The sequence below is a fragment of the Bradyrhizobium sp. MI1.4 genome (assembly GCF_055811315.1).
The window spans coordinates 26,889-40,566 of the sequence record NZ_JBVVPP010000064.1; the positions used below are offsets into that span (position 1 = coordinate 26,889).

General features: G+C 64.4%; 13 protein-coding genes and 1 pseudogene. 11 read left to right on the forward strand and 3 right to left on the reverse strand.

The genetic code is table 11. The features are described from left to right. A partial coding sequence (locus AC0L23_RS35710; protein ID WP_473358093.1) for a hypothetical protein occupies positions 1 to 185 on the forward strand: 185 nt, incomplete at its 5' end. Here the strand turns inward: AC0L23_RS35710 and AC0L23_RS35715 are convergent. Beyond that, on the reverse strand, positions 130 to 1,383 hold the full coding sequence (locus tag AC0L23_RS35715) for a penicillin-binding protein activator (RefSeq protein ID WP_410706269.1): 1,254 nt from the start codon (positions 1,381 to 1,383) through the stop codon (positions 130 to 132). The two genes, AC0L23_RS35710 and AC0L23_RS35715, sit on opposite strands and share 56 nt — an antisense overlap. 358 nt (positions 1,384 to 1,741) lie before the next feature. On the opposite strand from AC0L23_RS35715, the gene rsmI reads away from it, so the two are divergent. From rsmI to AC0L23_RS35750, 7 genes are all read left to right on the forward strand, one after another. Further along, the gene (gene rsmI / locus AC0L23_RS35720; protein WP_085359543.1) at positions 1,742 to 2,692 is read left to right on the forward strand and encodes a 16S rRNA (cytidine(1402)-2'-O)-methyltransferase; all 951 of its coding nucleotides are present in this window, start codon (positions 1,742 to 1,744) and stop codon (positions 2,690 to 2,692) included. Next, positions 2,679 to 3,080 carry a YraN family protein gene (locus tag AC0L23_RS35725; protein ID WP_085349269.1) on the forward strand — a complete coding sequence of 134 codons (402 nt, stop codon included), beginning with the start codon at positions 2,679 to 2,681 and terminating at the stop codon, positions 3,078 to 3,080. Before rsmI ends, AC0L23_RS35725 begins: the two co-directional genes overlap by 14 nt. Before the next feature lie 10 nt (positions 3,081 to 3,090). Continuing rightward, positions 3,091 to 4,035, forward strand: a complete 945-nt coding sequence (gshB, locus tag AC0L23_RS35730) for a glutathione synthase (protein ID WP_085359545.1) — start codon at positions 3,091 to 3,093, stop codon at positions 4,033 to 4,035. A gap of 363 nt (positions 4,036 to 4,398) precedes the next feature. Further along, positions 4,399 to 5,202, forward strand: a complete 804-nt coding sequence (gene cpaB, locus AC0L23_RS35735) for a Flp pilus assembly protein CpaB (RefSeq protein ID WP_085359547.1) — start codon at positions 4,399 to 4,401, stop codon at positions 5,200 to 5,202. A 10-nt stretch (positions 5,203 to 5,212) separates the two neighbouring features. Next, the gene (locus AC0L23_RS35740; RefSeq protein WP_026233853.1) at positions 5,213 to 6,730 is read left to right on the forward strand and encodes a type II and III secretion system protein family protein; all 1,518 of its coding nucleotides are present in this window, start codon (positions 5,213 to 5,215) and stop codon (positions 6,728 to 6,730) included. A 57-nt stretch (positions 6,731 to 6,787) separates the two neighbouring features. Continuing rightward, positions 6,788 to 7,522: a CpaD family pilus assembly protein gene (locus tag AC0L23_RS35745; protein ID WP_018459617.1), complete on the forward strand. Its 735-nt coding sequence runs from the start codon at positions 6,788 to 6,790 to the stop codon at positions 7,520 to 7,522. Beyond that, complete coding sequence (locus tag AC0L23_RS35750) at positions 7,519 to 8,808, forward strand: CpaE/TadZ family protein (RefSeq protein ID WP_085349264.1); 1,290 nt, start codon at positions 7,519 to 7,521, stop codon at positions 8,806 to 8,808. The genes AC0L23_RS35745 and AC0L23_RS35750 overlap by 4 nt, the downstream gene beginning before the upstream one ends. A 69-nt stretch (positions 8,809 to 8,877) precedes the next feature. Here the strand turns inward: AC0L23_RS35750 and AC0L23_RS35755 are convergent, their stop codons facing one another. Then, complete coding sequence (locus tag AC0L23_RS35755) at positions 8,878 to 9,663, reverse strand: tetratricopeptide repeat protein (protein ID WP_018459619.1); 786 nt, start codon at positions 9,661 to 9,663, stop codon at positions 8,878 to 8,880. Positions 9,664 to 9,743: 80 nt separating this feature from the next. Continuing rightward, on the reverse strand, positions 9,744 to 9,989 hold the full coding sequence (locus AC0L23_RS35760; RefSeq protein ID WP_007598461.1) for a PilZ domain-containing protein: 246 nt from the start codon (positions 9,987 to 9,989) through the stop codon (positions 9,744 to 9,746). Between the two features lie 228 nt (positions 9,990 to 10,217). Between AC0L23_RS35760 and AC0L23_RS35765 the strand changes: the two are divergent. The 3 genes and pseudogenes from AC0L23_RS35765 to AC0L23_RS35775 form a co-directional block, all read left to right on the forward strand. Beyond that, positions 10,218 to 10,862: pseudogene (locus tag AC0L23_RS35765) on the forward strand (magnesium chelatase domain-containing protein); the annotation flags it as partial. A 332-nt stretch (positions 10,863 to 11,194) separates the two neighbouring features. Then, a complete protein-coding gene (locus AC0L23_RS35770) occupies positions 11,195 to 11,818 on the forward strand; it encodes a hypothetical protein (RefSeq protein WP_473358094.1) in 624 nt (207 codons plus the stop codon). Between the two features lie 61 nt (positions 11,819 to 11,879). Continuing rightward, complete coding sequence (locus AC0L23_RS35775; RefSeq protein WP_473358095.1) at positions 11,880 to 13,631, forward strand: DNA polymerase; 1,752 nt, start codon at positions 11,880 to 11,882, stop codon at positions 13,629 to 13,631. Positions 13,632 to 13,678 lie beyond the last annotated feature (47 nt).

Below are 13,678 nucleotides of genomic sequence, written 5' to 3' on the forward strand. Positions count from 1 at the left end.
CCCCCCCACCCCCCCCCCCCACCCACCCCCACCCCCCCCCCCCCCCCCCCCCCCCCCCCCCCCCCCCGCCCCCCCACCCCCCCCCCCCCCCCCCCCCCCCCCCCCCCCCCCCCCACGTCGAGGAAACAGCTACGCCCCAAAGCTCTTCGGCGAGCCCGCGACCGCAACGCCGCCGCCGGTCGTGACCTTCATCACCGCCAAGCCCCGCTCATTGGTGCCGTCGGCGCGAAAGCGGAACAGGCCGTCGATGCCGGCAAAGCCGGAGGGATTGGTGAGCACGTCCGACGAAAAGCGCGTCGTGCCCTGCGTACGCGCCAGCGCGGCCACCAGGGCGACCGCATCATAGGCAAGCGTGGCGGTGCGCACGGGCTCGGCGCCGTATTTGGTGCGATAGCGGCCGGAGAAGGCGCGGAAGCCCGCCGGGTCCGGCGCGGCGTAGAGGCCGCCTTGCAAGTTGGAGCTGGCATAGACGCGCGGACTGTCCCACAGGCCGGTGCCGAGCAGCTGGATATTGCGCAGATTCGCACCCGCCGCGCTCATCGCATCGGCGACCGAGACGACGGCGTCGCCATCATCGGCGATGAACAGCGCATCGGCGCTGCCGAGCTGCTGCGCCACGGTGCGGGCCGGCGTGGCGCGATCGGCGCCGTATTTCTCGAACGCGACGATGCGCCCTCCGCGGCGCGGCACCGCCGCCTTCACCGCGGCCTCGACCACATTGCCATAGGCATTGTCGGGCACGAGCACGGCGACGGAGCGCTTTCCGATGCTGGCAGAATATTCGACGATGCGGTTGACGTCGGACTCCGGCAGGAAGCTCAGCAGATAGACACCGCGGCCGGCAATGCTGGAATCGGTCGAGAACGCCATCACCGGGATGCCGCGCGTGCGCGCGATCTGCGCCACTGCAGGCACCGATTGCGCGAACAGCGGCCCGAGGATGATCTCGGCGCCCTCGTCGACCGCCTGCTGCGCACTGGCCTGCGCGCCCTGCGGGCTGCCATTGTCGTCCTTGATCAGGAGCTGGATGTTGGGATTCTGGAACTCGGCCAACGCCATCTCGGCGGCATTGCGCATCGACTGCGCAGCGAGGCCGGCATTGCCGGATGCCGACAGCGGCAGGATCACGGCAACCTTCACCCCGCCGGTGCCGGCGGTCGTCGCCTGCTGCGGCGGCCCGGCCGGCTGGGCCGGAGGCGGAGAGGAGCTGCTGAACGGATTGGAGAACTGGCTCAGGCTCTGCTGCACGCCGGCGCAGGCCGACAGCAGCGGCGTGCCGAGCAACAGGCCGAGCGCGCTTCGCCGGGTCGCCCCTGACATCAGGGGCCCCTGAACGGGAGACTCTTCCGGAAGGGAAGATCTGGGATCACGTGGGCCCGTCATGACAGTTTCTCTTCTGACCGACCGTCGCCAGCCGCTCACGACATTCTTTCCACGACACCAGCCATGGATTCAGGCATATTGTCGGCAAATAGTTAACTCAAACAAAAGGATAATGCCCGCTTAACGCGGCTTCCTCTCAAGTTCTGGCTAGCTGTCCGCCGTCCGTCACCCCGCATCAAGGCGGCGTTTCCGCCGCGAATATGGCGCTGACGCTTCATTCCCTCGGGAATGTGATGCCGAATGATCACATTCCAGTCCTTCCTTGCCCCTTGCCCCTTGCCTCGCCCCTTGCCCAGGCACGATCTTTTTGCCGGGACCGGTTCCCAGCCCCGGGGATCATGCCTAAGTTCGTCTGATTATGCGCGCAAAGCCGTCCCCGACAAACACACCTGAGACGACGGAGGCCGCCTCGCGCGGTTTCTCCGTCGACGCCCATCGCCTTGTCGCGCCGAAGGCCGCGCCTGGCCTGCACCTGGTCGCGACCCCCATCGGCAATCTCGGTGACATCACGCTGCGGGCGCTGCAGACCCTCGCCGGGGTCGATGTAATCGCCTGCGAGGACACCCGCATCACGCGGCGTCTGACCGAGCGCTACGACATCTCCGCGCAGCTCAAGCAATACCACGAGCACAACGCGGAAGCGGCCCGTCCGAAGATCCTGGAGCGGCTTTCGCAGGGTGGTTCGATCGCGCTGGTGTCGGATGCCGGCACGCCGTTGATCTCGGACCCCGGCTACAAGCTGGTGCGCGAGGTCTGCGCCGCCGGCCACGCGGTCTACGCGCTGCCCGGCCCGTCCTCGGTGCTGGCGGCGCTATCGGTCGCAGCGCTGCCGACCGACCGCTTCTTCTTCGAAGGCTTTCTGCCTTCGAAATCCGCCGCGCGAAAGTCGCGCCTGGCCGAGCTTGCGCGCATCGATGCGACGCTGGTGATGTTCGATTCCGGCAACCGCGTGCAGGACACGCTCGCCGAGCTCGCCGAGATCATGGGGACCCGGGAAGCCGCGATCTGCCGCGAGCTGACCAAACTGCACGAGCAGATTTCGCGCGCGACGCTGCGTGAGCTGGCGCGCGATGCCGATACGCTGGAGACGCGCGGCGAATTCGTGCTGGTGATCGCTCCACCTGCGGCGGATGCCGGGATGCTGACATCGGACGCGCTCGACGACCTTCTGCGCGAGCAGCTCGCCGCGAACAGCGTCAAGGATGCGGTGGCGCATGCGGTCGCGCTCTCGGGCCGGCCGCGCCGCGAGGTCTATGCCCGCGCGCTCGAGCTTGCCAAAGATCTGCGGGGCGGCGATGGCGAAGAATGAGGCCCCGGCGGAACCGAAAATCGCCTCGCCCGAGCGCGTCGCCGCGTTTCGCACCGGCATCTCCGCGGAAAGCCGCGCCGCGGCCTATCTCATGGCCAAGGGCTACCGCATCCTCGCCAAACGTTACCGCACGCCGCATGGCGAGATCGACATCGTGGCGCGCCGCCGCAATTTGATCGCCTTCGTCGAGGTCAAGGCGCGCGCGACGCTGGACGACGCCGCCTTCGCCGTGACGCCGCGCCAGCAGCAGCGCATCATCGATGCCGCGCAAGGCTGGCTCGTCGCGCATCCCGAGCATGCGGAATTTGAGATGCGATTCGATGCCATGCTAATTGCGCCGAAACGACTTCCACGCCATGTGTTGGCGGCATTCGACGCCTCGACCTGAAAGGCAGACCATGAAACTGAACGTCGCCGTCCAGATGGACCCCATCGCCCGCATCAACATCAAGGGCGATTCCACCTTTGCGCTGCTCCTGGAGGCGCAGAAGCGCGGCCATGGTCTGTCCTATTACACGCCCGACAAGCTCTCGATGGTCGGCGAGGAGATCGTCGCTCCGGTTCAGCTGCTCACCGTGCGCGACGAGCCGGGCAATCATTTCGCCCTGGGCGAACCCAGGCGCGAGGCGCTCAACGGCTTCGACGTGGTGCTGCTCCGCCAGGATCCGCCGTTCGACCTCGCCTACATCACCTCGACGCACCTTCTCGAACGCATCCATCCGAAGACGCTCGTCGTCAACGATCCCGCCTCCGTGCGCAACGCGCCGGAGAAGCTGTTCGTGATGAACTTCCCGCAGCTGATGCCGCCGACGCTGATCTCGCGCGACCTCGACGAGATCAACGCGTTTCGCGACAGGCATGGCGCCGTCGTCATGAAGCCGCTGCACGGCCATGGCGGCGCTGCGGTGTTCCGCGTGATGCCGCAGGACATGAATTTCGGCTCGCTGTTCGACATGTTCTCCGTGACGTTCAAGGAAGCCTGGGTAATCCAGCAGTTCATCCCCGAGGTAAAGCACGGCGACAAGCGCATCATCCTGATCAATGGCGAGTTCGCCGGCGCGGTGAATCGCGTGCCGGCCACGGACGACCTCCGCTCCAACATGGTGCGCGGCGGCGCAGCGCAGGAGACCGAGCTCACGCCGCGCGAGCGCGAGATCTGCGCCACCGTCGGCCCGGCGATGCGCGAGCGCGGGCTGTTGTTCGTCGGCATCGACGTCATCAACGGCAACCTCACCGAGATCAACGTGACCTCGCCGACCGGCATCCGCGCCATCGCGCGGCTCGGCGGACCGGACGTTGCCGCAAAGCTCTGGGACGTGATCGAGCAAAAACGCGCGAAGTAGCCGCCGGCCCATAGCCCGGATGGAGCGCAGCGAAATCCGGGCTGCCACATCATGTTCAGCGGCCCCGGATTGCGCTTCGCTCCATCCAGGCTACGTAATGCATGCGCGGCATCACCCCGCACACCACTAACCACCCATTCACCATGACGCCGCGCGCATCATTCGAACGCAGTGGCCGCACTGCGTGAAACTACGGGGCCGGTGGCCGACCGGCTAACGCGACGTTCACCATCCGCCGAAAGACCACAGCGCGGCCGTCGATCACATTCGGCCTCGCAACACCGCTTATACTTTTGCTGCCTACTCATCGACACGGGGACCCGCCAGGTGCGGTTCGAGTACCCTGCGTAAGAGTAGAAGCGTATGAACACCGCACGCATTATCGTTCTCGTCATCGCGCTGGGCGCCGGCGGCGTCGCTGCGTATCTGGCGAGCGGCTATGACAATAAGCCCGCGCCCGTTCTCCCCGTCGCCGAGAAGCTGCCGACGGTCGAGGTCCTGGTCGCCAAGAACGACATTCAGCTCGGTCAAGCCGTGAAGCCCGAGGACCTGCAATGGCAGCTCTGGCCGGCGGCGACCACGAGCAGCGCCTTCATCCGCCGCGACAACAGGCCCGAGGCGCAGATCCAGATTGCAGGCTCGATCGCACGCGTGCCGTTGATGCAGGGCGAGCCAATCCGCGAGCAGAAGCTGGTCAGGGCCGACGGCTCCGGCTTCATGGCCGCGATCCTGCCGTCGGGCATGCGCGCCGTCTCCACCGAGATTTCAGCCGAGACTGCCGCCGGCGGCTTCATCCTGCCGAATGACCGCGTCGACATCATGCTGACCCGCCGCCTGAAGAATCCTGACGGGGCCGCCGGTAACGACCTCATCCTATCCGAAGCGATCCTGACCAATATCCGCGTGCTCGCGATCGACCAGGCGCCGAAGGAAAAGGACGGCCAGAACGCCGTCGTCGGCAGGACCGTCACGCTCGAGCTTAAACCCGACCAGGTCGCCGCGCTATCGGCAGCGCGCCAGGGCGGCACGCTGACACTCGCGCTGCGCAGCATCGTCGATGCCAACTCGGTCGACAGCACGCCCGAGGACCAGGCGAGCAAGCGGTCCGGCGGGGTCAACGTGATCCGCTACGGCGTACAGGCGCGGCAACTGACGTCACAGAAGTGATGGGGACATGATGAACTACGGGGATGATCGGACGGGCATGCGCATTCGGGGGAATCGCGCGCGCTCGTTCTGGACGGGGACGATGCTGACCCTGGGGCTCCTCGCAGCCCCCGATGTCGTCAGCGCCGCAGATGCGCCGGTCGGCGACCAGGCGCCGATGCAGGCAGCCGATCTCGATGTTTCGCCGGTCGGGACGATCGCGCCGGCGAAGACGCGCTTCCTGTCGCTCGGCGTCGGCAAGTCCGCCGTCATCGACCTGCCGCGCGACGTCAAGGACGTGCTGGTCGCCGATCCCAAGATCGCCAATGCCGTGATCCGCTCGGCCCAACGCGCCTATATCATCGGCGGACAGGTCGGCCAGACCAACGTCGTGTTCTTCGCCGCCGACGGCCAGCAGGTCGCCGCCTACGATATCGCGGTGAAGCGCGATCTCAACGGCATGCGCACGGCGCTGCGCCAGTCGCTGCCGGGCGTGCAGATCGAAGGCGTCGGCGACAGCGTGATGCTGACAGGCTCGGTGTCGAGCCCGGTCGAGGCCCAGCAGGCCGGCGACGTCGCCGCGAAACTGGTCGGCGGCTCCGACAAGGTGGTCAATAACATCATCGTGCGCGGCCGCGACCAGGTGATGCTCAAGGTCGTCGTCGGCGAAGTGCGCCGCGATATCGTCAAGCAGTTGGGCGTCGATCTCAGCGCCAGTCTGAACGCCGGCACCGCGGTGGTGAACTTCAACAATTCCAACCCGTTCTCGGTCAGCGGCGGACCGATCGTCAGCAACAACGGATTAGGTGTCGCCGGTCTCACCAAAGGCTTCGCGACCGTCAGCGCCACGATGCGCGCGATGGAAAGTGCCGGTGTCATGCGCACGCTCGCCGAGCCGAGCCTGACCGCGATCTCCGGCGAATCCGCCACCTTCATCGCCGGCGGCGAATTCCCCATTCCCTCGGGCTATGCCTGCGATCCCGTCACCCACGTTTGCACCACCCAGATCACCTACAAGAAGTTCGGCATCTCCCTGAACTTCACCCCGGTCGTGCTGAGCGAGGGACGGATCAGCCTGCGGGTGATGACCGAGGTGTCCGAGCTGTCGAACCAAAGCGCCATCACGGTGACCCAGGCGCTGTCGTCGAGCTCGACCAACTCGATCACCATCCCCTCGATCCAGACCCGCCGCGCCGAAACGACGCTGGAAATTCCCTCGGGCGGTTCGATGGCCATGGCCGGCCTGATCCAGCAGCAGACCAAACAGGCGATCAACGGCCTGCCCGGCGTCGACCAGGTACCGATCATCGGCGCGCTGTTCCGCAGCCAGGACTTCGTCAACAACGAGACCGAGCTGATGGTGATCGTGACGCCTTATGTGGTGCGCGCGGTGGCTCAGAAGGAACTGTCCCGGCCCGACGACGGCTTCGCCCCGGCGTCTGACGCCCAGACGGCGCTGCTCGGTCGCATGAACCGCCTCTATGGCGTCGCGCGCCGCGTCGATCCGATCGCGGGCACGCCCGGCGATTTCGGCTTCATCATCGACTGACGACGAACGGACAGCCTGAGGAACGGGGCAAGAGACGGGGCACGAGGGGATGAAGCGATGACGAAGACCATGGCCGATCGACGTCGCGGGTTGAGCGTCGCGCTGGCACTGACGGGGCTCTCCGTCATGCTGGGCGCCTGCAACACCACCGGCGAGATCGTCACCCAGACGGTGCCGACCGACTATCGCCAGCGTCACCCGATCGCGGTCGAGGAAGCCAAGAAGTCGATCGTGATCTTCGTCGGCAAGGCTCGCGGCGGCCTCTCGGCCGCGCAGCACGCGGACGTCGCCGGCATTGCCCGGGACTGGGTGCGCGAAGGCACCGGCTCGGTTGTGGTCGACGTCCCGGTCAACGCGGCGAATTCGCGCGCGGCGGCGGCGACCTATCACGAGATCCGTTCCGTGCTCGCATCCGTCGGCGTGCCCTCGCGTGCCATCGTCCAGCATCCCTATCGGCCCGAGGATCCCGGACTGCTGCCCACCATCCGCCTGAGCTATTCCCGGATCGCCGCGGTCGCCGGCCCCTGCGGGCTGTGGCCGGAAGATATCGGCCCCTCCATCCTCGACCCCGGCTACAACGAGAACCGGCCCTATTTCAATCTGGGCTGCGCCAGCCAGCGCAACCTCGCGGCCATGATCGACAATCCGGCCGACCTGGAGCAGCCGCGGTCCGAGACGCCGGTCTATAACGCACGGCGTGACATGGCCTTCGAGCGCTATCGCAAGGGCACGCCGATCGCGAGCAGCAATCCAGACGCCGACAAGGCCAAACTCAGCGATACAGGCAGATGACACGCGTCCACGACGAAGAAGCGGACGATCCGCAGCACCCCGAGGAACACATTGCGCCGGTTCCTCGCATCTCCGTGCAAGCCTTTTGCGAGACCGAGCAGACGCTCGCCGCGGTGACCGCGGCCGGGCAGGATCGCCGTCTCGCCAAGGCGCATCTCACGGCCAAGGACGGTGGCCTCGCGGCGGCAATCGAAGTCTATGAAACGATGCCGACGCCGAACGTCATCGTGATCGAATCCGACGGCACCCGCGACATCCTCGAGGGCCTCGACGACCTCGCCGGCGTCTGCGATCCCGGCACCCGTGTGGTCGTGATCGGCAATCCCAACGACACCGCGCCCTATCGCGAGTTGGTCCGCCGCGGCGTCAACGACTATGTGGTGGGACCGGTCGAAACGCTCGACGTCGTCCGCTCGATCTGCAGCCTGTTCTCGGCGTCCGAAACCATCATCACCGGCCGCGTCATCGCGGTGGTCGGGGCCAAGGGCGGTGTCGGTGCCTCCACCGTCGCGCACAATGTGGCCTGGACCATCGCCCGCGACCTCGCGCTCGATTCCGTCGTGATCGATCTCGACCTCGCCTTCGGCACCGCGGGTCTCGACTACAACCAGGACCCGGTGCAAGGCATCGCCAATGCGGTGCTGTCGCAGGATCGGCCGGACACGGCCCTGATAGAGCGTCTGCTCTCCAAATGCACCGAGCGTCTCAGCCTGCTTGCTGCGCCCGCCACCCTTGACCGCGTCTACGATTTCGGCGCGGAGGCCTTTGACGCGGTGTTCGACACGCTGCGCATGACCACGCCCTGCATCGTGCTCGATGTTCCCCATCAATGGTCGGGCTGGACCCGTCGCGCGCTGGTCAACGCGGACGACATCGTCATCGTGGCCGAGCCCGATCTTGCGAACCTGCGCAACACCAAGAACATGCTGAACGTCTTGAAGGCGGCGCGGCCGAACGACCGGCCGCCGCTCTACTGCATCAACCAGGTCGGCATGCCCAAGCGGGCGGAGATCGAGGTCAAGGCCTTCGCCAAGACCATGGAGAGCCAGCCGATCGCGGTGATCCCGTTCGATTCGAAGCTGTTCTCGACCGCGGCCAACAACGGCCAGATGATCGCGGAGGTCTCCAAGAGCCACCGCACCACCGAGCTGTTCCAGAACATGGCGAACCGCCTCGCCGGGCGGGGCGAAGTGAAGAAGCCGAAGCGCTCGCTGCTCGGGCCGCTGCTGAAGAAGCTGAAGGGCAGGTCGGGTCGCGGGTCAGCCCCGCATCGCAAGGCATCCTGAGCAAGGCGTTCTGAGCAAGGCGTTCGGACCAAGGCTTCCTGACACGGCATCCTGACGCGCGCGAGCGAGTTACTTCTCCGCCCGCTGCTGCTTCTTCACCAGCAACTGCCGCAGCGCCGTGACCTTGGCCGCCGCCTGATCCGGCGGCAGGTCCGCCTTCACGATGGCTTCGGCCTCGGCCTGCTTTCCTTCGAGTCCCAGCACGAGCGCGAGATTGGCGCGCACGCGGAAATCGGCGGGATTGCGCTCGTGCGCCCGGCGCATCGTTTCCTCAGCCCGCGGCAGATTGTTCTGCAGCATGTAGGACAGTCCGAGATTGGACAGCACCGACGGCTCGTCCGGCACGATCTTCAGCGCGGCGGCGTAATATTGCTGCGCCTCCTCGTTGCGACCGAGCTGATCGAGCGCGGCGCCTTGCGCCGACAGGATATGCCAGTCGGGATCCTCGGGCGAATGCGCGCGGCCGAGGACGTCGAACGCCTGCTGGAAACTGCCGCTGTCGGCGAGCGCACGGCCGTAGCCGGCGAGCAGCGCCTTGTTGCTGGAATGGGCGAGCACGGCCTGCTCCAGCACCGCGAGCGCCTGCGCGCGCTGGCCGGTCTGGCGCAACGCCTTGCCGTATTCGAGCGCGACGTTGGGATCGCCAGGCTTGGCGCGATAGCGCTCGCGCAGCGCATCCATGTCCGGCTTCACGTCCGGCTTGGCCTCGGCCCTGCCAGCCGTGTCCGACTTTCCGCCGAGCGCGCCGGTGATGTCCTCGATGCCGGTTGTCTGACAGCCGCCGAGGGCCAGGATCAGAAGCGCGGAAAACAGATATCTCGCCGGAAGAGAGGCGACGGACAAACGCTTGGACATACTCTGATCACTCGGCGACTGATCAGAGATGCTTACCGATTAACGCTAAAGTCCCGTTAAGGCGGGGCGCTTCCGAAAGCTCAGTCGGTGAATTCAGCGCCGAACTCGCAGCCGATGCGCCAGCGCAGGCGGCACTGCCGGGAATAGTCGGGCGCGAAGATGATGGTGAATTGCGGCGGCACTTCCAGAAATTCCGCCACGACTTTCACGCCGCCATCCGAAATATCCGTGATCGTGCAGTCCCGCGGCAGCGAACCCGCGCCAAAATGAATCTTGGCGAGCCGCGTGCACATCCGTCGTTCGCTTCTCCGGCGATTTGCAAGCATTTGAATTGTTCACCCGTTAGACCACGGCCCATCCCGCACCCCTAGGAGTAGCGGACATTCGTTGGAATGTGCTGAGCAGAGCAGCTTGCATTCGAGGCGTAGTGTCTTCGTCGTGTTTACGATTGGTTAGGACCTTCCGGCGCCCCTCGACCCGTTCCTGTATTGTTCTTGCAAGAATTGGCCCGCTCTGCTACCCCTAATTGTGCAAAAGGGCAGGCTGGTTCGGGCATGGTTCAGCGGGTTTCTACCGTCGCCTTTGAGGGGATCGAGGCCCGCGCGGTCGACGTGCAGGTGCAGGTCGCGCCCGGTCTGCCGGCCTTCGCGATCGTCGGTCTCCCGGACAAGGCGGTGTCGGAGGCGCGCGAGCGGGTCCGCTCGGCGCTGATCGCCTCGGGGCTGGCGCTGCCGGCGCGGCGGATCACCGTCAATCTCGCGCCCGCCGATTTGCCCAAGGAGGGCAGCCATTATGACCTGCCGATCGCGCTCGGCCTGATGGGGGCGATCGGCGCGATCCCTCTGGATGCGCTGTCCGGCTTCACCGTTCTGGGCGAGCTTGGCCTCGACGGATCGATCGCGCCGGTGGCCGGTGTTCTTCCCGCCGCGATCGGCGCCAATGTGCGCGAGGAGGGGCTGATCTGTCCGGCGGCTTGCGGCTCGGAAGCGGCATGGGCGAGCCCGGACATCCAGATCATCGCCGCAAGTTCGCTGATCCAGATAGCCAACCATTTCAAGGGAACGCAGGTGCTGTCGCGGCCTGTGCCGAAGGTGCATGAAGCAGCAAGCTCGCCGCTCGACCTGCGCGACATCAAGGGCCAGGAGAGCGCCAAGCGGGCGCTGGAGATCGCGGCCGCCGGCGGCCATCACCTGCTGATGTGGTGGCCTTTTAAGATCGGTTAATTGGACCCATCATCTTAAGATGGGCCCCTGTTAGCTCTCCTAGAGGCCATCTCACGGGATCGACGATCAAAGTCTGCGGATCGGTAGCCGACCGCCTCGGCTCAACCCGTGAGACCTCTATGAAAACTCGAAACCGCGAAAATTTGGTTTACCTCATCCGTAGAATGATGCGCACGCCCAGCCGCAACGGTGACGGCAAACTCCTTCGCATTGTTAGCAAGCTCGAAAGCTCCCAGTCCTCGCACGGCAAAAACGGTCCGGCGGGCGGCTCGCCTACCATCAAGCGCTCGTGATTGTGGGAGGATCCAATGTCCACGCCCAATTCACCAACTTCAATGGCGGCGCCGGTAGAGGCACCTGCGCCGGCTCCCCACGTCTCCGGAATCTTTCATGACCTTGAGTCACTGAAGCTTCAACAAGAGGAGGCGGGGCTCGCAGGTTCGACCGAGGTCTTGATGCGCGTCCCGGTTCGGAAGCCCCAGCGAGATGAGTATTTCCGTGTTCGTCCCGGAGATGAGTTTACGACAGTCCTGTACGAAGACCGTGTTGCGCGAGTGAACTACTTCATCACACCCGCAATGCTCCCGATTCTCCGAGCAGTGTCCAACGTCTCGGTCGTGACGCTTGTTCCCTTCATTACGCGGCAAAAGATGCTCGGAATCTTTCCGCTGAAACTCGCGACCGATGCCATTGGTGACAATGGCTGGCAAACCACCGCCATGGCTGCCGCTCAGCTGGCAAAATCGAAATGGATACGGATGCAAGCCGACATGGCATTGTCGGGGTACCGGATTTTTTCTGCTGAAGGTCAGTTGAGCGAGCCGGAATGGCCTGACACGCCGTTTAACGAACTCCTTGATATCGCTTTCAAGGACCACGTCATTTCGAGCCAAGATCATCCAGTCCTGAACAGGATTATGGGTCGGATTTAACAGATCGCTGAGAGGTAGCGTGGGCTACCTCTCAGTCCCCTCTCACATATCCGAGTTTGCAATGTCCGATCTTTCGTTTGGGCAGCTGAGCCGCTTTGCCCATATTTCTCTGCTCGATTACGAGTACAACGCCGCGCCCGGCGAACCTCCAGACCCGCTTTGCTTGGTCGTGGAAGACTTCCGGTCAGGTGAACAGAAGCGCTTTTGGCGTGATGAGCTCCTGGCGATGCGAAAGGCCCCCTTTCCAACGGGCCCGGACGCCGTGATGGTTTCATATTTTGCTTCAGCCGAGCTCAGCTGCATGCTCGCGCTTGGCTGGCAGCTCCCGCATTCCGTGATCGATCTGTTTGCAGAGCATCGCGTGGCGACCAATGGCGAACATCTACCCCTGGGCAACGGTCTACTGGGCGCTTTAGCTTACCGAAGCCTGCCGCACATCGAGTCATCGGCGAAGGACGCTCTACGAGAAAAGATTATGAGTCAGACGGTATGGCCGCCTCAGGATCGGGCAGAGGTCCTCGAGTACTGTGCCTCCGATGTTGCAGCCCTGCGTGCACTCCTTACGGCGATGTTGCCAACGCTTGATTTGCCTCGAGCACTGCTGCGCGGGCGCTATATGAAAGCTGTCGCGCATATGGAACGCAACGGCACGCCTATCGATACAGGCCTCCAGAACAGCTTTTCCGAGCATTGGCACCTTGCGCGGTGTGAGCTCGTGAAGACAATCGACACTGACTTCGGCGTGTATGACGGCCTGCAGTTCAGGAGGGGGCGCTTCAGCGAATGGCTTCGCGTCAATCGGATCCCATGGCCTCGCACCGAGCATGGCACGCTTAAGCTGGACGATGATACATTCAAGGAGCAGTCAGCGATCTGGCCTGCTTTGAAGCCCTTGCGCGAGCTCAGACAAGCGCTGACGAGCATGCACGTGCCAGGTCTTCCGGTAGGCAAAGACGGACGAAATCGCACTCTGCTTTCACCTTTCGCATCAAAGACGGGTCGCAATCAGCCGTCCGCTAAACGGTTTGTGTTTGGACTACCGGCTTGGCAGCGAGGCGTCGTCCGGCCGCCCGAAGGCTGGGCGCTCGGCTATATAGATTGGTCTTCGCAGGAGATCGCTGTCGCTGCCGGATTGTCTGGCGATGCGGGTCTGATCCAGGCTTACGAAGGGGGCGACCCTTACCTTGCGTTCGGAAAAGACGCCGGCGTTGCACCGCCGAGCGCGACAAGGGTATCGCATCCAGAAATTCGCAACATCTGCAAAACGGTGATGCTTGGTTTGAACTACGGCCTGGGCGTCGAAAGGATGGCTCATCAAGCCGGAATTTCGCCTGCGCTCGCAGCCGAACTCATTCAGCGTCACCGGATGACGTATTCGCGCTATTGGCAGTGGAGCGACGGCGTTGTCACGCGAGCACTGCTCACCAACGAGATGAATTCAGTTTTTGGTTGGCATCGGAAAATCGGTCCGTTCGATCGACCGACATCGCTGATGAATTTTCCGATGCAAGCAAACAGCGCCGAGATGATGCGGGTGGCAGCGATAGCGGCAATCGAGGCCGACATCATTGTCTGCGCACCCGTTCATGACGCATTTCTGATTGCAGCACCGATTGACGAGATCGAGGCGGCTGTCCGGCAAATGCGCGAGATCATGTCTCAAGCCGGTTATTACGTCACTGGTGGCGTCCGCGTCCGCACCGAAGCAAAGATCGTCCGATATCCAGATCGGTACATGGATGAACGCGGTGCCGATATGTGGAATCGGGTCGTTCGGCTGATTGTACGCATACGACGAAGGCCGCCTGATTGACACATGCGCGCGAGCGCGGCGAGTTCTACGATGGCGTTGCGTGAAGG

What these genes read in the sequence shown, in the direction of transcription:
- AC0L23_RS35715 (WP_410706269.1), bottom strand. Translation starts at nt 1,383, where the DNA reads ATGACGGGCCCACGTGATCCCAGATCTTCCCTTCCGGAAGAGTCTCCC.
- rsmI (WP_085359543.1), top strand. Translation starts at nt 1,742, where the DNA reads ATGCGCGCAAAGCCGTCCCCGACAAACACACCTGAGACGACGGAGGCC.
- AC0L23_RS35725 (WP_085349269.1), top strand. Translation starts at nt 2,679, where the DNA reads ATGGCGAAGAATGAGGCCCCGGCGGAACCGAAAATCGCCTCGCCCGAG.
- gshB (WP_085359545.1), top strand. Translation starts at nt 3,091, where the DNA reads ATGAAACTGAACGTCGCCGTCCAGATGGACCCCATCGCCCGCATCAAC.
- cpaB (WP_085359547.1), top strand. Translation starts at nt 4,399, where the DNA reads ATGAACACCGCACGCATTATCGTTCTCGTCATCGCGCTGGGCGCCGGC.
- AC0L23_RS35740 (WP_026233853.1), top strand. Translation starts at nt 5,213, where the DNA reads ATGAACTACGGGGATGATCGGACGGGCATGCGCATTCGGGGGAATCGC.
- AC0L23_RS35745 (WP_018459617.1), top strand. Translation starts at nt 6,788, where the DNA reads ATGACGAAGACCATGGCCGATCGACGTCGCGGGTTGAGCGTCGCGCTG.
- AC0L23_RS35750 (WP_085349264.1), top strand. Translation starts at nt 7,519, where the DNA reads ATGACACGCGTCCACGACGAAGAAGCGGACGATCCGCAGCACCCCGAG.
- AC0L23_RS35755 (WP_018459619.1), bottom strand. Translation starts at nt 9,663, where the DNA reads ATGTCCAAGCGTTTGTCCGTCGCCTCTCTTCCGGCGAGATATCTGTTT.
- AC0L23_RS35760 (WP_007598461.1), bottom strand. Translation starts at nt 9,989, where the DNA reads ATGCTTGCAAATCGCCGGAGAAGCGAACGACGGATGTGCACGCGGCTC.
- AC0L23_RS35770 (WP_473358094.1), top strand. Translation starts at nt 11,195, where the DNA reads ATGTCCACGCCCAATTCACCAACTTCAATGGCGGCGCCGGTAGAGGCA.
- AC0L23_RS35775 (WP_473358095.1), top strand. Translation starts at nt 11,880, where the DNA reads ATGTCCGATCTTTCGTTTGGGCAGCTGAGCCGCTTTGCCCATATTTCT.